Here is a 16,917-nt window from a genome sequence, read left to right as displayed (position 1 = left end):
GCGGCGGCCTGGCCGTCGGCAGGCCGAGTGAGAGCGGCCGCACGGCGGGCACCACCCGGCCTGCGGTCGGGCACCGCAGGGTCACACAGCCGCAATGGACGGTCGTACGGAAGGGCTGTTCGGTCATGGCCCCAGGGGAACACGGGTCCGCACCGTGCCGGGGCGCCCTGCTCCTGCCTGTGGACAACTCGGGGGGTCCAGCATTTCCTACCCCTTCCGAGTGAATCCGCCCCGGCAGCTGACGATCGGTGATCCACCTGGCGAACGGCGAACCACGGACCCCAAGCGACGCCCGAAGGGCCGGCCGCAGCCCGCCCCGGCGCCGGAACCCCCGCCCGGCCCCGTCCACCGCCGCGGGACCACCGTCCCGCCATAACGGCTGGCGACCCGGCCCGGCCGCCGCACAGAATGCCCGTCATGAACGTCGCATCCCCCGAGACCTGGTCCGTCACGGCCGAACCGGTCGACCACGCCGCATCGAAGTCCCTCCTGCACGACTACCTGGACGAGTTGATCAGCCGGTACCACGGCCGGCCGGCGGAGGAGGCGGAGATCGCCCAGGAGGCCGGCGACAGCGCCGACCTGCGCGACGGACGCGGCACGTTCCTGATCGCCCGGGCAGGCGGCACCCCGGTGGGCTGTGCGGGAATCCGCTGGCTGGAGCCCCACGTGGGAGAACTGACCCGGGTCTACGTCTCCCGGCCCGCCCGGCGCGGCGGTGCGGGACGGCGGCTGATCGGGGCCGCGGAGGAGGCTGCGCGGCAGCACGGCGTACGGCGGATGCTGCTCAACACGCGTAAGGACCTGCACGAGGCCCTCGCGCTCTACACCGGCCTCGGCTACCGTCCCACCGCCCCGTACGGGGACGACCCCTACGCCGAGGTCTGGCTGTCCAAGGATCTCGCGTGAGCGGTGGGGGTCAGGCCCCCGCCGGGACGCGTCCGTCCGGCGTGCGGGTGATGCGCGTCAGGCACTGCCAGGCAGGCGGATCACGAGGCGTCCAGCGCGGCCCGGAGGCGAAGGGCGATCCCGTCCATCGCCTCCGGCGCCACGGCCGAGTCCTCGTCGACCCCGAGCAGCCCGAACACCCGTGGCCCGCGCAGTGATTCGGGCTGATCCACCCCACGGGGCACGATGTGGAAGTGGACGTGGGCGAATCCCTCGGCCTCGGCGAACTGCGCGACGTACGTCTTCGCGCAGCCCGTCACCTCGGCCAGCGCCCGGGACAGCCTGACCTGCCAGCGTCCCAGGCCCGCGGCCTCGTCGTCCGTCAGCTCGGCGATCGCCGTCACATGCCGGCGCGGGACGAGAACCAGCCAGCCCGGCAGTGCCGTACCGAAGGCGTGCGCGGCCCGCCAGTACTCGTCGGAACCGATCAGGTCGCGCGGCGCCGAGCCGTCTGTCTCGGCCGTCCGGGCACAGGTGTAGCACTCCATGGGCCGAGCGTAGTGCGCCGGGGAAGCCCCGGGTCAGCGGGCGGCATCCTCCTGGATCGCACAGACCGCCTCGATCGCGGTGGAGCCCAGGCCCGGGAGGAGCGAGGCCAGCAGGCTCTTGCAGACAGCCGCCTCCTCCGGGGTCTTCGGCCCGTCGGCGAAGGCCGGGGCAGGGGCGGAGAACAGTGTCACGGCTGCGGCGACGGCAAGTACGGAGACGAACTTCTTCAGCATGACGGCCCTTCGGGTCGGTGACGGCGGATGAGCCATCACTACCCGAAGGGCCGTCGGGAACGGCGGATCTTGCGCCGTTCGTAGGCGTGTCAGCGGTACTGGCCGCCACCGCCGCCCGCAGGGGGCTGCTGCGGCGGGAACTGCTGCTGGTACGGCGGCTGCTGCTGGTAGGACCCGCCGGCCCCGTACGCCTGCGGCTGCCCCTGGCCCACGTGCGGGGGCTGCGGCACGCCCTGCCCCTGTCCCGTGTACGGCGGCTGCGCCTGCGGCGGGAAGTGCTGTGCCCCCGGCCCGTAGGGCGGCGGCGCGGTCGGCGGCACGAAGCCACCGCCCCCACCGCCGGGGCCGCCGCCGTCGCCGTTGCCGCGCGAGCGCTTCACCAGGACGATGATGCCGCCGACCACGACCACGGCGAGCACGGCCACGACGACCAGGACGAAGACGGGGATGCCGCCCTCGCTGCTGCTGGAGCCGGTACCCGCAGCAGCGGAATCCCCGCCACCCGCGGGCTTCGAGGCGGCCGGCGAGGACGGCGCGTCCGTGGCGCCAGGGCCCCGCGACTCCGCCCGCGAAAGCAGCGGGTTCTCCTTCGGCCCCCCGTCGACCTCCGGGTCGGGCGCCAGCGCGCCCTTCGCCGAGACGATCCCGTAGCCGTACCGCTCGTTGGGAACGGCCGACTTGTCGGGCGGGGCCACGGCCGACTTGATCATGCGGTTGATGACCTGCCCGGCCGACAGGCTCGGGTACTTCGAGCGCACGAGGGCCGCGATGGCGGACACGTAGGCGGTGGCGTCGGAGGTGCCGCTGCTCTTGCCGTAGGAGGACGACGACTTCGCCGTTGCGCGGTAGATGTCGACGCCGGGGGCTGCCAGCGTGACCTCAGGACCGACGTTCGACTTGCTCCAGGCGTTGCCCGACCGGTCGACCGCTGTGACCGCCACGACCCCGGGAAAGGCCGCCGGATAGTCGACCGGCATGCCCCGGTCCCCGACGTTCCCGGACGCGGCCACGAGGACGACGTCCTTCTGGACCGCGTAGGTGACCGCATCGCGCACCTCGCGTTCGAGTGCGTTGCTGCCGCCGATCGACATGTTGATGACGGTGGCCCCGTGGTCCACGGCGTACCGGATGGACTTCGCGACGTCGCCCGTACCCGCGGTACCCGCGTCCACGTCGAAGGTGCCGATGCGGATCGGGAGGATCTTGGCCTTGGGCGCCAGACCGGAGATTCCGGCCTGCGTGCCGTGACCGCGGCCGGCGATCAGACTGGCCATGCCCGTGCCGTGACCCACCGTGTCGGCCTTGTAGTTGCCGCCGTCCCCCGAGAAGTCGGCACCGGGAAGCACCTGACCGGCGAGGTCCTGGTGGTCGGCCACGCCCGTGTCGATGACTGCGACGGTCACACCCTCGCCTTGGCTGATCGGCCAGACGTCCGTGGTCACGTGGTAGTTGAGCAGTGGCCATTGGCCATCGCGAATGGTGTCCGCACCGGCCGGTGCCGCGCTGACGCCCCACAAGAGGGCCGCCACGGCGAGCCCGGCCATGCCTCGCATCGGTCGGCTGGTCGCCAAGCCGTCGTCACCTCATCGGTCGGGTGGGCGCCTCGTCCACGTTCACGAGACGCCCAGTCAGGTCGGCACCTACCTGGGCACCGGATTCATTCCACCACGTTCGGGTTTGTCCGGTCGCCGGACGCCCATGTCTCCTCGTCCTCGACCAGGTAGTCCGGGCGGGACTTGTCCTTCTTCTTGTCCTTCTTGCCCGCCTGCGAGCCGAGCGGGCCGTGGCCCTGCCCGGCACCACCGGCGCCCTGCCCACCGCGTCCCCGGCCGAGGCCGGACCCGCCCTCGGTGAACGAGCCGCGCCCGGAACCGCCACCGGCGGCCTCGCCGAACACGCCGCCGCCTCGCCGGGCGATGCTGCCTCCGGTCCGCCCGGCGCCCGCGCCCTTGGCGCCACCGCCCGCGCCCGAACCCGCGCCCGAACCCGACCCCATGCCCGTCGCTCCGAAGGCGTTGCTCCCCCGGGTTCCGGCAGCCGCACCGGTACCCGCACTACCGCGGCCGAGCCCGGCGCCCCCTGCGCCGCCCGTACCTCCGCGCCCGGCGCCCCCGGCACCCCCTGCGCCTCCGGCACCGCCCGTACCTCCGCGCCCGGCGCCACCGGCCAGGCCGGCATCCACGACGCCACCGCCGAGGTGCTGGCCGCCGCCGGTGCTCCCCGATCCAGCCGGGCCGATGACACCGCCCGACGTCGGGGGCCGAGTCGTGACGCCGACACCGTCGATGCCGGTACCCGGCCCGACCACCCCGGGCGTCTTGGGCTTGGGGGTCGGGTTGGCCGTACCTCCGCTGATTCCCGCATCGGTCAGCCGCGCGCTGGACGCCTTCGGCGACTGAGGGCCGGCGCTCACGGTGGAACGGCTGCTGCTCGCGGTCGTGGTCCGGCTCGCCGACTGGCCGGCACCGGCGAATCCCATCCCGCCGCCCACGAGCAGCCCGCTGATGGCCGACGCCCCGGACGAGTCCGGCGGCTGGAGGTCCTCGACACTGTCCCAGTCGGTCCTCGGCGGCTTCAGGAAGTTCGTCGCGCTGCGGTACTGGGTCGCCAGTGTCTCCATCACCGCGACGGCCTGGGCCTTCTTCTCGTCCGAGACCGCCGTGCGGGTGTCCTCGTCGTCGACGCCGACCGTCGACTTGGCGGTGTCGCTGATCGCGTCCCCCGCCTTGTCCCAGAAGCTCGGCTCCTCCGGCATGTCCCGCTTGGCGGTGTCGATGGCCTCCGACATCATCTGCATGGCCACCGAAGCGTCGTTCGCGTACGCGGCAGCATTGTTGACGGCGTCGGCCAGGCGCGTCATCTTCGTGTGGAAGGCGTCGCTCGTCGCGCCGTCCCACGAGGTCGTGGCATCCGCCGACGCGGTGCTGAGCGCGGTGCGGATCTGCTTGAGGGCGTCGGACGCCTTGCGCCAGGGATCGCTGGCGGCCATGACGCCACCGGAGTCCATGGATTGGACCATGCCGCGCATGGCACCGTGGCTGTAGCCGTTGAAATTGGTGTAGTCACTCATGTTCGGGCGCCTTCCTTCCCCGTCCCGACACTGGCCTCGATCGAACCGCTCCCCGGGGGACCCGGCCTCACCATGACGGCTGCGGATCCCCGCTACCGGCCGGCGAAGGGCCGACAGGCCCCTTCGGACCGGCCGCCCCCGGAGTCGACCTGCCCGTGTACGAGGCCGTCACAGGTGTCGCGGTGTTGCCCACGGACCATCCGTCCGAGTTGACCTTGAGGGAATGCGAGGTCTCGTGTTCCTGCTCCTCGTAGTTCCTCGCCGTCAGCTCGGCCTTGTGCTGCGCCTCGTCGATGGCGTCCTGCAGGGCGTCGAGCACCCTGCGCAGGTTGTCCCGCATGAGTTCGTACTTGGCATGCAGTGCCTCGGCTTCCGGGAAGGTGCCGAACGCGGAGCGGCCGACACCGCTCTGCCCGTGCACCCGCGACCCGCCGGCCGACGCCTCGAACTCGCCCAGCAATCCCCGCACCTGCGAGGCGAAGGCCCGCAGGTTGTCCACTTCCACGCGGTAGCCGGTGCCGGAACCCCCGCTCGAACCGCTCCCCGTGCTCACGTCCGTCGTGCCTCCCCCGTACGTCCTCACGTCATGTCCCAGGTCTAACCCTTATGTCTAACACATGCCACGTCGGGCCAAAACCGGCCCCTCACAGGCCGGTCGGCGACCCCGGGCTGACCTGCACCGCTGCTTCGCGGCATTTTCGTGGCGGACCGTCAGGCGACGGCCCGGGCCAGGGTGCGGCGGCAGAGCGAGTCGGCGCGACGCGTCGTCTCGGGGAGGCGGTAGGAGGGGGTGAGGGCGAGGACGGTCTCCACGGCCTCGTCCAGCCCGATGCGGTGGCCGACCGAGACGAACACCGGTTTGACGCCCTGGCGGGTACGGACGGCCCGGCCCACCTCGGCACCGTCGTGGTCGAGCAGCGGGGAGTGCGCACCGCGCTCCGCGGCGGGCGGCTCGTGGTCGAACGTGAAAGCGGTCTTGGCGACGCCGAGGGTGCGCAGGCCGGTTCGGACGCCGAGGTGGCTGGCGAGCCCGAGGCCGCGCGGATGGGCGATGCCGTAGCCGTCGCACACCACCAGGTCGGGCGCCACCGGGAGGGCGTCCAGGGCGGCGAGGACGGCGGGCAGTTCGCGGAAGGCCAGCAGCCCGGGCAGGTACGGGAAGGCGACCGGGCCGACCGCCGTCGCCTCGTGGACGACGTCGAGGGTGGCGTAGTCGAGGAGCACCGCCGCCGCCGCGACGACGTCCCGCTCGTCGTCGTACGCGACGTCCACCCCGGCCACCAGCGATCCCGCCGTCGGTGCGGGCCCGGTCGTGGACACCCGTGGCCGCAGGCGGAGCTGCTCGGCCACGGCGGCGGCCTCGTCGGCGGGCCAGTCCTCCGGTACGGTCACGTCTCCCCCTGCATCACGTCGCGTCGGATCCGTCGTGCTCGGAGGCCCACCGTACCGAGCGGCTCCGACGGGAGGGGCGCAGCCCCGTGGCGCCGGCTGCGGCCGCCCGTGAGCCCGTGCGCCCCTCGTGCGGCGCATATGCCGGATTAGGCTGGACGTAGAGGCCCTCCGTGCTGGGTACACCTCTCACAGGATCCCCACCGAGCGGACACCCGACATCCGACCCCGTGTGAAGGACTGAATGCCATGCCGCGCCCGACTCTCCCTCAGCTCTGCACCGGCACCTTCACCGTCGTGGCCTCGGCCGTCGCCCTGCTGGCCGTCTCGGGCGCCACGTCCGTGTTCGAGGTCGTGGTGCTGATGGTCTTCGCGGTGACTCTCGGTTCACTCGCGACCGCGTTGCTGATGACGCTCTCCAGCCAGCGGCAGCTGGCGCGCGCCACGCGGTCCGGCGCCCGCGGCGTGTCGGCAGCGGCGGGCGCCGGTGCCGGCGCGGGAACCGCCGGGGTGCCGGGGCCGCGCCCCGAGTACGCCGGGCGCTGACGCCGGGCTGCGTCGCGCGGGACCGGGCGGGACCGGGCGGGCGTCGGCCCGCGGCCTTCCGGCGGCGATCGGCCGTCAGGCCGCCGAGACGACGACGGTCTTGGCCGCCTTGTCGTGGATGCACTGGCGGTACGGCTTGTCGAAGACGCCGAACAGGCCGTCGATCGGCCACCACAGCGCGCCGCAGCAGATCAGCGCGGGCACCACGAAGGTGGCGGCCCGGGTCCAGGCGGCGGCGGGGGTCGGGACGCTCCCGTCGACCAGCATCGCCACCCGGACCTTCATCAGCTTCTTGCCGAGCGTCTGCCCGTCGCGGCTGATCATCAGCCCCTGGTAGACCAGGTAGAACAGGTAGCCGAGCCAGGTGGCACTGACCCACCCGTCCTGCTTGCCCAGACTGGCGAACGGCAGGACCACCAGGACGGCGACGGCCTGCACCAGCACGTAGTCGACGATCTGCGCGACGATGCGGCTCGGCCAGCTGCCGAGCGGCGGCATGCCCGGCACGGGCCCGGCACCCGGCGCGCCTGCCGCGCCGGGTGCACCCGCAGGCCCCGCGCCGCCCGGACCGCCGGGCGGCGGTGCACCGAAGCCGGACGGCGGCGGGGCCCCGTACGCGGCGTCGTAGTCACCGGGGGCGTCGTACGGGCTGCCGGACGCGGGAGGGGGAGGCGGAGGCGTGCCGTGCGGGTCGGACGGCGCACCGGACGGCGGGCCCTCGGGCGGGGGCTGCTTGTCGAAGGAGGGCGTGCCGCCCCCTTCCGGCTCCTGGGCTGAGGGGTCATGGGTGCTCATGCACCGAGTAGAACACTGCAAATGCCATGGAATCGGGACATCTGCACCGTTTTGATACGTTGCCACGGGCGTCGCGCGCCCCGCCCGTGCCCCGCGCGGGCACCATCACGACCGGACGGCCCATCACCCGCGATGACGGCGCCTCAGCCCTTCACCACACGGGTGCCCGCCGCACGATCGTGCCAGCCGCGGCGCGAACGCCGGTCCAGCAGCACCCACAGCAGCGCCACCGGCAGCAGCAGCACCGCCGTCTGCCTGACGGCCCACCGCCACAACGACCGGCCCGACGACGGCGGCCGGCGCCCGCCACCCGAACGGCGGACGTCGACCACCCGGATCCGCGCCAACCGCTTGCCGAGCGTCCGGCCGGTGCGCGCGGTCGGCAGCACCTCGTACAGCACGCCCAGCAGCACGAGGACGCCGACCAGCACCCCCGCCTTGCCGATCACGACATCGTCGACCAGCCACACCGTGACCTCGCGGCCGGCCAGCGTGGACGCCGCCCGGGCCTGCTCGACCTTCTCCCGTACGTGCGCGGCCGCCGAAGCAGCCAGCGGCACCCCGGCCGCGGCGGCCACCACGGCCGACACCAGCGTGTCGACGATCCGGGCCGCGCACCGCCGCCCCAGCCCGGCCGACACCAGCGGCGCGGGACGCTCCCGCTCGGCGCTTCTCCGACTGCGGGCCGGCTTCCCCCGCTCGGCACCGGCGGCGCCGGGCCGCGAAACCTTCGGAGACGGCGCCGAGCCGGGTGCCGGGACCGTCGCCCCGGCGGCCTGACGGGCGGCAGCCGGGCGAGGCCGTCCAGGGGCCGCAGGGACGGCGGGCGCGGGAACGGGGGATCCAGCGGGAGGCGCGGCAGCGGCGGCAGAGGAGGAGGAGGAGGAGGAGGAGGGGACAGCGGCCCGGGGTACGACGGCAGCCGACGCCCCGGACTCGGGCGCGTTCTCCACCACGGCCTCCACCGCGGCCTCCGCCACCTCCACCACCTTCGGCGCCCGCTCGGCACGATGCGGCCCGGGACCGGCACCGGCAGCACGGGAGCCCGACCGCTCCTGGCCCGGGACAACGGATCCTTCGGCGCCCTGCGCAAGCCCTGCCGCGGCAGGACCACCGGCGGGTCCGGCGGCCTTGGCGGCGGTCGACTCGAACCCGCCCCCGGGCTCAGGGACGGCCCCGTCCTCCGGCTCGCCGACCGTCCGGGGCTCCGGTCCGGGATCCACCTCCACCTGAAGGGCACGCACGGGCGCCGGTGCCGGGAAGGACGGCGGCGCGGCCGGATGGTCGGCGGTGGACGGCCGGCCGTCCACCCCCACCCCCGGACCCTCGGCAGCCGCAGGGAGGACGCCCCATGACACCCAGCGCGGCGCGGCACCCGTCTCCAGCAGGCCGCGCTGCGCCTGCGGATCAGCCTGCCAGCCCGACCCGAGCGCGGGGGCGGCCGTCCGCGCACCGCCGGCCACGGCTACGGCCGGGCCGGCCGGCGACGCCGCTCCCGGTGCCGGCCTCGCTCCGGGGACCGCCGCAGGGCGCAGCTCCGCCGGACGCAGGTCCGCAGGCGGCACCGGACGAAGGGCCTCGACATCGGCGCGCAGCGGCTCGACATCGGCGCGCGGCCGGACTTCCAGCTCGCCCTGCGGCGCCATCACGAAGGATGCGCCGCCCGAGGTCTCGTCGAAGTACAGCGGCCCGGTCCGGGTGTCCGGCCCCTGCGGCTCGGACAGGCCGTACGGCGTCGACGGCCCGGACAAAGGCCCGGACAAAGGCCCGGACGAAGGCCCGGTGACGGCCGGATGCGCGGCCGCCTGGGCCTCCGCCGGAGCCCCTGCCGGGCTCGCCTGCGCAGGCGACGGGGCGACGGGCGGCACGGCCACAGCTGGAGCGACCGGGGACGGCACGGCCGGGGCGGCGGCCTGGCGGCTCCGCATCCGGGGTGGTTCCAGCACCTCGCCCTCCACCGGCGCGGGGCGCGTGGTGCCCGGCACCCAGGCGGTGCCGCCCCAGTAACGGACGAAGCCCGGGATGGAGGGGTCCGGGTAGTAGCCCGGCACGGGGCCGACGGCGGTGTCCGCACTGCCGTGAGGCCGGTCCGTCATGCGGTTCTTCTTTCGTGGCCGCGCCGAAGGCGCTCGGATGTGCAGGCGGACAGTCGCCACGCAGTCACAAAGGGTAGTACCTCGACCGTCGGCTCCTCGGGCGTTGTCCGTAAATGACAAGTTCCGAAAGGTGTGTAAGAGAGCCCGCCCGCACCGCTCTCCCCTTCCGAAGGGCCGGAACGGCCCGGACGCGAGCGGAGAGGGATGCCGTCATGGAACAGAGCCCGAGCGTGGTCGAGCTGGAGCTTGGCGTGGAACTGGTGCTGTCCCCCGAGCGGAGCGTCTCGGTACCGGCGCGGCTGTCGTACGGCAGCCACGACCCGTTCGCCGTGCACATCACCTTCCACCTGGACACGGGGTCGCCGGTGACGTGGGTGTTCTCCCGGGAGCTGCTGGTGGAGGGCACCTTCAGGCCCTGCGGGCAGGGTGACGTGCGGATCTGGCCGACCCGGGCCGGGCGGCGCAGCGTGCTGTGCCTGGCGCTGAGCTCGCCCGCCGGCGACGCGTTGCTGGAGGCCCCCCTGGCGTCCGTCGCCGGCTGGCTGGAGCGGGCGCACCGGCTGGTGCCGCCGGGTCGGGAGCTGGCGGCGCTGGACCTGGACCACTGTCTGGCCGAGCTGCTCGCATGAGGGCGCGCCGGTCGGCGGGCGGACCGTACGGACGGCGGCGCGGGCAGGGCGGCCAGGACGGGCCGGGCGCACGGTGCATGCCCGCCCCCGGGTGAACGTCGCCGCGGGCGTCACCCTTCACGCGGCGGTGAGCGTTCACCCCTGACGCCCGCAGCCACTGTCGTACCGGCACCGGCACCGGCAGCCGCACCTCACCGGTCCGCCGCCGAAGCGCGCTACGCCGAAGCGTCCACCACCGGAACGTCCGCCGCCGGGGCGAGCCGCTGCTGCGGCAGCCGGAGCATGGGTTCGCCGGCGGCCCGCCGACGTGCGCCCACCCGCACCGCGGCGACGGCGAGGAAGCCGACGCCCACCAGCGGGTACACCGCCGCCGGCAGCTGGTGCAGCGGCGAGAGGTGCAGGTCGAGATCGCCCTTGTGCGGGACGACCCACATGCCGAACGACAGGAAGGCCAGCAGCGTCGCCCCGAAGATCGGCCGCCACCGCAGCCGTCGGACGGCGGTCGGCCGCGAGCGTTCGTGGGCGGCCTCGGCGGCGAGCAGGACGAGCACGGGGACGCACCACACCCAGTGGTGGGTCCAGCTGATCGGCGAGATGAGCACCGCGGTGACCGCCGCGCAGCAGATCCCCCAGGCCTCGCCGCGGGGCAGCCACCGCGCGCTGCGGTGGGCCCAGGCGGCGACGGCGAGTCCGGCGACGGCCACGGCGGCCCCGGCCAGGGTGGCGAGGGTGCCCGGGTCCGCCGAGTGGAGCAGCCGGGCGACCGCGCCGCGCACGGACTGGTTGTCGACGATCTCGGTCTTGCCGACCCGGGTGGAGTCGTAGAGGTACTTCGTCCAGAAGCCGTAGGTGGCGTCGGGCAGGACGAGTGCGCCGACCGCGACGGTGGCGAGGAAGGTCAGCCCGGCGGTGATCGCGGCTCGCACGCGTCCGGTGATCAGCAGGTAGACCGCGAACAGCCCGGGGGTGAGTTTGATGCCTGCGGCGATGCCGATCGCGACGCCCCGGGGGAGGCGGCCGAGGAGGGAGCGGCGGCCGGGGCCGTCGGTCCGGTGGTCGGCCCGGGTGAGGTCCCAGAGCACGAGGCAGGCGAGGGCGAGGTTGATCTGCCCGTACCGGAGCGTCGTGAAGACGGGTTCGAGCCAGACGCCGAGACCGGCGACGAGGACGACGCCGACCGGTCCGGCCCCGCGGCGCGGCCAGCCGGCCAGCCGGAAGGCGAGGTGGGCGAGCACGCCGAGCAGCACGACGTTGCCGGCCGTGATGGCGATCCGGAGGAATCCGATGCCGAACCACGTCGTCGGCACGAACAGCATCGCGGCGAACGGCGGGTAGGTGGCGGGCAGGTTCCACTCGGTGACCCGCAGCGCGTACAGGTCGCCTCCGTGGGCGACGGCGGCGCCCTCCGCCCGGTAGACGATCATGTCGACCATCGAGGTGCCGACGAAGTGCCGGACCGTCGCGTACGCGAGGAGCGACACCAGGGCCACCGCGGCGGCCGCGGCGAGCGGCCTGCGGGGCGCCTCCCGGAGGGCCCGGACGAACGCGGTGGAGGCCGGGCCGCCCCCGGCGGGGGCCTGCTCGGGCGGGTGTCCGGGCTGCCGCCGGGGTGTCCGGTCGGCCTCTCGCACCGCTGTCACATTCCGCTCCGTCCGCCGGTGAACCAGCTAGCGACACTACCTGAAGCCCCCGCGGGTTCCCCGGTCGCCGAGTCGCCGCCCGGGGCTGACGGCCGCCGGACCCAAGCACCCGGGACTGCCGCGGGCGGACCCGGACGGACCCGGGCGGACGCGACGACACGCGCCGACGCACGACGACGCGGTGGCACCTTCCGGCCCCGTGATCCGGAAGGTGCCACCGCGTCGTCATGCCCGTCGCCGGGCGAGGTCGTCAGCCGGTGTACGCGGCGAAGGCGCGGGTGAAGGCGAGCGGCTGCTGGTCGATGCTGCTGCAGCTGGCGTCGGCGTAGGCCTTCGCGCCACCGGGGCAGGCCTTGTCGCGGGTGCCGGACCACATGGCGAGCCAGGCGAGGTGCTTGGTCTTCGCGAACTCGGCGAGCTGGGTGGCGTCGGCCACGGTGAAGACCTCCGTGGCGACGTCGTTGACGCCGATCATGGGCGTGACGGCGACCGCAGCCCATGCGGCGCTGTCGCTCAGCGCCAGCACGCTCTTCACCTGGGCCTGGGTGGCGGTGGCGGCGTCGATGGCGTACTTGCCCATGCGGCCCTGCGGGTTCGGGGCGACGCCGTCGCCGAAGTCCATCGCCATGATGTTGACGGCGCCGACCTTCACACCGGCGCTCTTCACCCCGGCGACGAGGTTGATGCCGTCCTGGGTGAGGCCGGTGGGCAGGGCGGGCAGGGTGAAGGAGACGTCCAGGGTGCGGCCCTTGCCGGCGGCGGTGCGCTGGAGCTGGGCGACGGCCTGGGCGCGCCGGGTGTTGGCGGCGGTGTCGGCGAGCGCGCCGCCCTCGATGTCGAAGTCGACCTTGGTGAGGCCGTAGGCGTCGACGGCCTTCTGGTAGGCGGCCGCGAGGTCGGTCGCGGAGGAGCAGGCGGTGGCGAGCTCGCTGCCGTTGGCGCCGCCGAAGGAGACCCGGACGTCGCCGCCCGCGGCCCGGAGCGCGCCGATCTGCGCGGCGACCGCGTCGGTGGTGAGGTCGCTGACGCCGCCCCACTTCGGGGTGCAGCCGCCGCCGGAGACGAGGAAGGCGAGGTTGTAGGTCTTCACGCCGGTCGCCTTGGCGGTGCCGACGAGGTCGAACGCCGGGTAGAGCGAGGTGTCGACGTACGGGGCGAAGCGGCCGCCGGCGGACGGATCGGCGGTGGCGGTGGGCGTCGGGGTGGGCGTCGTCGCCGTGGCGGTGGGCGTGGCGGTGACGGTCGGCTTCGCCGTGGTGGCGGTGGCCGAGGGGCTCGGCGCCGGGGTGGTGGGCCGGCCGGTGGGGGTGGGCGTCGGACCGGTGCCGGTGGAGCAGGAGACGTCGTTGATCAGGCAGTGGGCGGGCTCGGCCTGCGCGCCGCCGGAGCCCTGCACGACGAAGCCGACGTCGACCGTCCGGCCCGGTTCGATCCTCTTGTTCCACGCCTCCGGCTTGACGGTGACGTGCTGGCCGGAGACGGTGAAACCGGCGTTCCAGAGCGAGGAGATCTTGGCGCCGGCCGGCAGGTCGAAGCTCAGGGTCCAGCCGTCGATGGGCGCGGTGGCCGGGTTGGTGACCACGTACTGACCGGTGTAGCCGGTCTCCCAGGCGCTCGTACGGCTGTAGACCGCGCCGAGCGAGGCGGCTCCGGCCGACGTGGCGAGCGCGACCACACCGCCGGTGACGATCACGGTGGCGATCGCGGAGGCACCGATGATCGTGCCCTTACGGCTGCGACGGCGGTGGCCCTGACGTCGGGTGGGCTGGCTCGGCATGGTCTGCGTACCTCCGCTGAGAGGGTCGGGCCGGGTCTCGACGAGCCCGGGCGCCGCAGACGCTACCGGCCCGTAACGGCCGCAAACCCCCTGCTCAGAGAGGGGTAGGTCTCCCTTAGGGTGCCGTTAAGGAACTCGTCCGGGCTGCACCCGCGAGCATCGCCCGCGAGCACCGCCCCGGGCCGCGCACGGGAGTCGGCACCCACGAGCCCGGGAGCCGGCACCCACGAACCGCGCCCACGAAGTGGCACCACGGTCCGCACTCACCCGGTGGCGCCCCGGGCGAGCACCACCACCACCCGCCCGGGCACCCGCGGGAGGCCCCGGCCTACACCCGGGCCGCGCGGCGCCGACCGGGCCGGACGCCCCGGCGCCGCCCGGCGCGCGCGGGTTCCTCGGCCGGGCCGGTGTGGAGCCGCATCCGGATCTCCGCACCGCCGAGGCCGGCCGAGCGGCCGAGGGCGAGATCGCCGCCGGTGGCCTCGGAGAGCTTGCGGGCGATGTCCAGGCCGAGTCCGGTCGAGCCCTCGCCGCCGTGGCCGGCACCGCGTTCGATGGCGGCGTCGGGGTCGTCGAAGCCGGGGCCTGCGTCGCCGACCAGCACGATGACGGACGTGTCGGTGGCCAGGACGTCCACGGCGAAGGCGGTGCCCATCGAGGTGTGGCGGAAGACGTTGCCGAGGAGGGCGTCGATCGCGGCGGCGAGGTCGCCGCGCTGCACGGGCACCTGGACGGGGGCGTCGGCCCCGGCGAGCTGCCAGGGGCGGCCCTCGTCCTCGGCGAGGGCGGACCAGAACCCGACCCGTTCGCGGATGACCTCGGCGGCGTCGCAGCCGAGGACGACGGCGGGTGTCTCCTCGCGGCCGCGCCGGGCCGATCTGATGATCTGGTCGACCTCGCGCTCCAGTTGGGCGACGGCGTGCCGGGTGGCGTCGGCCGCGTCGCCGTCGCCGAGCGAGGCGGCGTTGAGGCGGAGCACGGTGAGCGGGGTGCGGAGCCGGTGGGAGAGGTCGGCGGCGAGTTCGCGCTCGGCGGCGAGGAGGTGGACGACGCGGTCGGCCATGGTGTTGAAGGCGTGCCCGGCTTCCCGGAGTTCCTCGGGTGCGCCCTGGGCACGGGCGTCGTCGAGGGGCACGCGGACGGTCAGGTTGCCGGACCCGAGCGACCTTGCCGCGGAGGCCAGCCGGCGGGCGGAGCCGACGATCCGGGCGCCGGTGCGGTCGGCGACGAGCACGGCGATGGCCACCAGGCCGAGGGCGACGAGCGAGAGCACCAGCCAGGCGGTGCCGACTCCGTGGGTGAGGTCGGCTTCGGCGACGTAGACCTCGACGACGGCGACCCGGGCGTTCTCGACGGCGACGGGCTGGAGCAGCGCGAAGCCCCCGGCGACCTTCACGGTGAAGGAGCGGACGGTGCCGACGCCCCCGCCGCCGCCTGCGGTGGCGATGTCGGAGGAGGTGGCCCGGCCTTCGCCGACCACCGCGCCGGAGGGCAGGTGGACGGCGACGCGGTCGTGCGCACCGGCGTCGGTCGAGGCGACGGCGCGCGCGATCGGGTCCTGGTCGGTGGTGATGGCGAGGGCCGGGCCGAGGGCGGCGGCCTGGCGTTCCGCCGCGGTGAAGGCGCGGTCGCTGGCGGTCTGCTGCACCATCAGGCCGAGCGGGATGAGGAACGCCAGCGCGACCATCGTCGTCCCGGCGACGGCGGCCTTGATCAGGGCCCACCGCAGCGAGCGGGTGAAGCGCGTCCGGCCGGGCGCCTGCCCGGCCCCCTGACCACTGCTCACCTGATTGGCACCCGGACCGGTCACCTGGCCGGGCGCGGCCGGCGCGACGGGGGTCGTCCGGCCAGGCCGTCCGGCACCACGCGGACTCATGTCGGGAGGCCCACCGGATCGGCGGCCGCGCCCCGCGGCGCCTCCAGGCGCACACCGACACCGCGCACGGTGTGCAGGTAGCGCGGGCTGGAGGCGGTCTCGCCGAGTTTGCGGCGGAGCCAGGAGAGGTGGACGTCGATGGTCTGGTCGCCGCCGTACGTCTGGCGCCAGACCTCGGCGAGTATCTCCTTGCGCGGCACGACGACCCCGGGCCGGGCGGCGAGGAAGGAGAGCAGGTCGAACTCACGGCGGGTCAGGTCGAGCGACCGTCCGTCGAGCGCGGCCTGACGGCGCTGGACGTCGATCGCGAGCCCGCCGACCCGCAGCACCTGGGGTGCGGGGGCGCTGCCGCCTCCGAGCCGGCGCAGCACGGCGGTCATGCGGGCGGTCAGGTGTTCGCCGGAGAACGGCTTGACGAGGTAGTCGTCGGCGCCGGCGTTGAGCAGGCGGACGATCTCGGCCTCGTCGTCGCGGGCCGTGGAGATGATCACCGGCACGTCGGTGAGGCCGCGGATCATCTTCAGCGCCTCGCTGCCGTCGAGGTCGGGCAGGCCGAGGTCGAGGATCACCAGGTCGCAGCCGACCTGGGCGACCTCGCGGAGTGCCTCCAACGCGGTGCCGACGCTGCGCACCGCGTGGCCGGTCTCGGCCAGGTGTCGAATCAGCGCGGAGCGTACGAAGGGGTCGTCCTCGACCACGAGCACTGTTGCCATGGCCCTGCACGGTACGGCATCGGGCCGCCATTGGTCTGTACCGGGAGCGGAATGTGACGGTTTGCCGCGGTGCTTCCGGGCACGCCGTGCGGGCTGCCCCCGGCATCGGCGGGATCGACCGGCCCGCCCGTCCGTGACCGGGCCCGATACGGCAGGATGTCCGCACAATGCGCAACGGAATCGTACAGATCGGGGCCTGGGCGGTGGCGACCGGAGCGGCGGTCGCGCTGTCCTGGAGCGGCGTGCACGCCGTGCTGTCGGAGGCAGGGTCGGAACGGCCGCAGGCGGTGCCGCTGCCGACGGCGGCGGAGCTGAGCCTGCCGCCGGCGACGTCGTCGTCCTACGGGGACGCTTCCCCGTCGGCGGTGCAGCCGCCGTCCCCGTCGGCCCCGACGCCGTCGGGCAGCCCGACGCTGCCCAGCCCGATCCGCACGGCGACCACGCAGCCGCCGCGGACGAAGAAGCCGAGCACGCCGACGACGGTGCACAGCTACCTGGTGCCGGGCGGCAGGGTCGCGCTGGACATCCGGCCCGACAGTGCCGAGCTCGTCTCCGCGACCCCGGACGCCGGCTGGCAGATGCAGGTCTGGAACGGCGACCACTGGATGCGCATCGACTTCTCGAAGGACGACAGCGCCAACTCCGTCTTCGTCACCTGGAACGGCCACGCACCGGACGTGCAGACCGTCGTCCGCTGACACCCCTGGCACCCTCCG

General features: G+C 74.4%; 16 protein-coding genes and 1 pseudogene. 4 read left to right on the top strand and 13 right to left on the bottom strand.

Annotated features, from left to right (window positions below):
- Positions 1–417: 417 nt before the first annotated feature.
- Entirely contained in the window at positions 418–909 is a 492-nt protein-coding gene (locus SNE206_RS14230) for a GNAT family N-acetyltransferase (RefSeq protein WP_407913683.1), read from the top strand.
- An 80-nt stretch (positions 910–989) separates the two neighbouring features.
- Here SNE206_RS14230 and SNE206_RS14225 read toward each other — a convergent pair whose 3' ends face one another.
- The 6 genes from SNE206_RS14225 to SNE206_RS14200 all read right to left on the bottom strand — a co-directional run bounded on the left by SNE206_RS14225 (position 990) and on the right by SNE206_RS14200 (position 6,132).
- Positions 990–1,436 carry an HIT family protein gene (locus SNE206_RS14225; RefSeq protein WP_407913682.1) on the bottom strand — a complete coding sequence of 149 codons (447 nt, stop codon included), beginning with the start codon at positions 1,434–1,436 and terminating at the stop codon, positions 990–992.
- 33 nt (positions 1,437–1,469) lie between these two features.
- A complete protein-coding gene (locus SNE206_RS14220) occupies positions 1,470–1,670 on the bottom strand; it encodes a hypothetical protein (protein ID WP_407913681.1) in 201 nt (66 codons plus the stop codon).
- A gap of 89 nt (positions 1,671–1,759) precedes the next feature.
- The gene (mycP, locus tag SNE206_RS14215; protein WP_407913769.1) at positions 1,760–3,214 is read right to left on the bottom strand and encodes a type VII secretion-associated serine protease mycosin; all 1,455 of its coding nucleotides are present in this window, start codon (positions 3,212–3,214) and stop codon (positions 1,760–1,762) included.
- Between the two features lie 113 nt (positions 3,215–3,327).
- On the bottom strand, positions 3,328–4,740 hold the full coding sequence (locus tag SNE206_RS14210; protein WP_407913680.1) for a hypothetical protein: 1,413 nt from the start codon (positions 4,738–4,740) through the stop codon (positions 3,328–3,330).
- A gap of 67 nt (positions 4,741–4,807) precedes the next feature.
- The gene (locus SNE206_RS14205; protein WP_407913679.1) at positions 4,808–5,293 is read right to left on the bottom strand and encodes a hypothetical protein; all 486 of its coding nucleotides are present in this window, start codon (positions 5,291–5,293) and stop codon (positions 4,808–4,810) included.
- 158 nt (positions 5,294–5,451) lie between these two features.
- Positions 5,452–6,132 carry an endonuclease V gene (locus SNE206_RS14200; RefSeq protein WP_407913678.1) on the bottom strand — a complete coding sequence of 227 codons (681 nt, stop codon included), beginning with the start codon at positions 6,130–6,132 and terminating at the stop codon, positions 5,452–5,454.
- A 246-nt stretch (positions 6,133–6,378) separates the two neighbouring features.
- Here SNE206_RS14200 and SNE206_RS14195 point away from each other — a divergent pair, with 246 nt between their 5' ends.
- Positions 6,379–6,675, top strand: a complete 297-nt coding sequence (locus SNE206_RS14195; RefSeq protein ID WP_407913677.1) for a hypothetical protein — start codon at positions 6,379–6,381, stop codon at positions 6,673–6,675.
- A 75-nt stretch (positions 6,676–6,750) separates the two neighbouring features.
- On the opposite strand, the gene SNE206_RS14190 is transcribed toward SNE206_RS14195, so the two are convergent.
- The 3 genes and pseudogenes from SNE206_RS14190 to SNE206_RS14180 all read right to left on the bottom strand — a co-directional run.
- Complete coding sequence (locus tag SNE206_RS14190; RefSeq protein ID WP_407913676.1) at positions 6,751–7,470, bottom strand: RDD family protein; 720 nt, start codon at positions 7,468–7,470, stop codon at positions 6,751–6,753.
- 143 nt (positions 7,471–7,613) lie between these two features.
- Positions 7,614–8,111: an RDD family protein gene (locus tag SNE206_RS14185; RefSeq protein ID WP_407913768.1), complete on the bottom strand. Its 498-nt coding sequence runs from the start codon at positions 8,109–8,111 to the stop codon at positions 7,614–7,616.
- A 1,329-nt stretch (positions 8,112–9,440) separates the two neighbouring features.
- Positions 9,441–9,566: pseudogene (locus SNE206_RS14180) on the bottom strand (DUF2510 domain-containing protein); the annotation flags it as partial.
- Positions 9,567–9,778: 212 nt separating this feature from the next.
- On the opposite strand from SNE206_RS14180, the gene SNE206_RS14175 reads away from it, so the two are divergent.
- On the top strand, positions 9,779–10,195 hold the full coding sequence (locus tag SNE206_RS14175; RefSeq protein ID WP_407913675.1) for an SsgA family sporulation/cell division regulator: 417 nt from the start codon (positions 9,779–9,781) through the stop codon (positions 10,193–10,195).
- A 215-nt stretch (positions 10,196–10,410) separates the two neighbouring features.
- Here the strand turns inward: SNE206_RS14175 and SNE206_RS14170 are convergent, their stop codons facing one another.
- From SNE206_RS14170 to SNE206_RS14155, 4 genes are all read right to left on the bottom strand, one after another.
- Complete coding sequence (locus SNE206_RS14170; protein ID WP_407913674.1) at positions 10,411–11,835, bottom strand: glycosyltransferase 87 family protein; 1,425 nt, start codon at positions 11,833–11,835, stop codon at positions 10,411–10,413.
- A gap of 250 nt (positions 11,836–12,085) precedes the next feature.
- Positions 12,086–13,612 carry a cellulose binding domain-containing protein gene (locus tag SNE206_RS14165; RefSeq protein WP_407913673.1) on the bottom strand — a complete coding sequence of 509 codons (1,527 nt, stop codon included), beginning with the start codon at positions 13,610–13,612 and terminating at the stop codon, positions 12,086–12,088.
- A gap of 328 nt (positions 13,613–13,940) precedes the next feature.
- Complete coding sequence (locus SNE206_RS14160) at positions 13,941–15,341, bottom strand: histidine kinase dimerization/phospho-acceptor domain-containing protein (protein ID WP_407913767.1); 1,401 nt, start codon at positions 15,339–15,341, stop codon at positions 13,941–13,943.
- 143 nt (positions 15,342–15,484) lie between these two features.
- On the bottom strand, positions 15,485–16,201 hold the full coding sequence (locus tag SNE206_RS14155) for a response regulator transcription factor (RefSeq protein ID WP_407913672.1): 717 nt from the start codon (positions 16,199–16,201) through the stop codon (positions 15,485–15,487).
- A gap of 167 nt (positions 16,202–16,368) precedes the next feature.
- Here SNE206_RS14155 and SNE206_RS14150 point away from each other — a divergent pair, with 167 nt between their 5' ends.
- Positions 16,369–16,899, top strand: a complete 531-nt coding sequence (locus SNE206_RS14150) for a hypothetical protein (RefSeq protein WP_407913671.1) — start codon at positions 16,369–16,371, stop codon at positions 16,897–16,899.
- The last annotated feature ends 18 nt before the right edge of the window (positions 16,900–16,917 follow it).

This window comes from Kitasatospora sp. NE20-6 (assembly GCF_045862635.1).
The sequence above is the reverse complement of the archived record's forward strand: the minus strand, read 5'-3'. Positions and strand labels throughout refer to the sequence as shown.

What these genes read in the sequence shown, in the direction of transcription:
- SNE206_RS14230 (WP_407913683.1), top strand. Translation starts at nt 418, where the DNA reads ATGAACGTCGCATCCCCCGAGACCTGGTCCGTCACGGCCGAACCGGTC.
- SNE206_RS14225 (WP_407913682.1), bottom strand. Translation starts at nt 1,436, where the DNA reads ATGGAGTGCTACACCTGTGCCCGGACGGCCGAGACAGACGGCTCGGCG.
- SNE206_RS14220 (WP_407913681.1), bottom strand. Translation starts at nt 1,670, where the DNA reads ATGCTGAAGAAGTTCGTCTCCGTACTTGCCGTCGCCGCAGCCGTGACA.
- mycP (WP_407913769.1), bottom strand. Translation starts at nt 3,214, where the DNA reads ATGGCCGGGCTCGCCGTGGCGGCCCTCTTGTGGGGCGTCAGCGCGGCA.
- SNE206_RS14210 (WP_407913680.1), bottom strand. Translation starts at nt 4,740, where the DNA reads ATGAGTGACTACACCAATTTCAACGGCTACAGCCACGGTGCCATGCGC.
- SNE206_RS14195 (WP_407913677.1), top strand. Translation starts at nt 6,379, where the DNA reads ATGCCGCGCCCGACTCTCCCTCAGCTCTGCACCGGCACCTTCACCGTC.
- SNE206_RS14190 (WP_407913676.1), bottom strand. Translation starts at nt 7,470, where the DNA reads ATGAGCACCCATGACCCCTCAGCCCAGGAGCCGGAAGGGGGCGGCACG.
- SNE206_RS14175 (WP_407913675.1), top strand. Translation starts at nt 9,779, where the DNA reads ATGGAACAGAGCCCGAGCGTGGTCGAGCTGGAGCTTGGCGTGGAACTG.
- SNE206_RS14165 (WP_407913673.1), bottom strand. Translation starts at nt 13,612, where the DNA reads ATGCCGAGCCAGCCCACCCGACGTCAGGGCCACCGCCGTCGCAGCCGT.
- SNE206_RS14155 (WP_407913672.1), bottom strand. Translation starts at nt 16,201, where the DNA reads ATGGCAACAGTGCTCGTGGTCGAGGACGACCCCTTCGTACGCTCCGCG.
- SNE206_RS14150 (WP_407913671.1), top strand. Translation starts at nt 16,369, where the DNA reads ATGCGCAACGGAATCGTACAGATCGGGGCCTGGGCGGTGGCGACCGGA.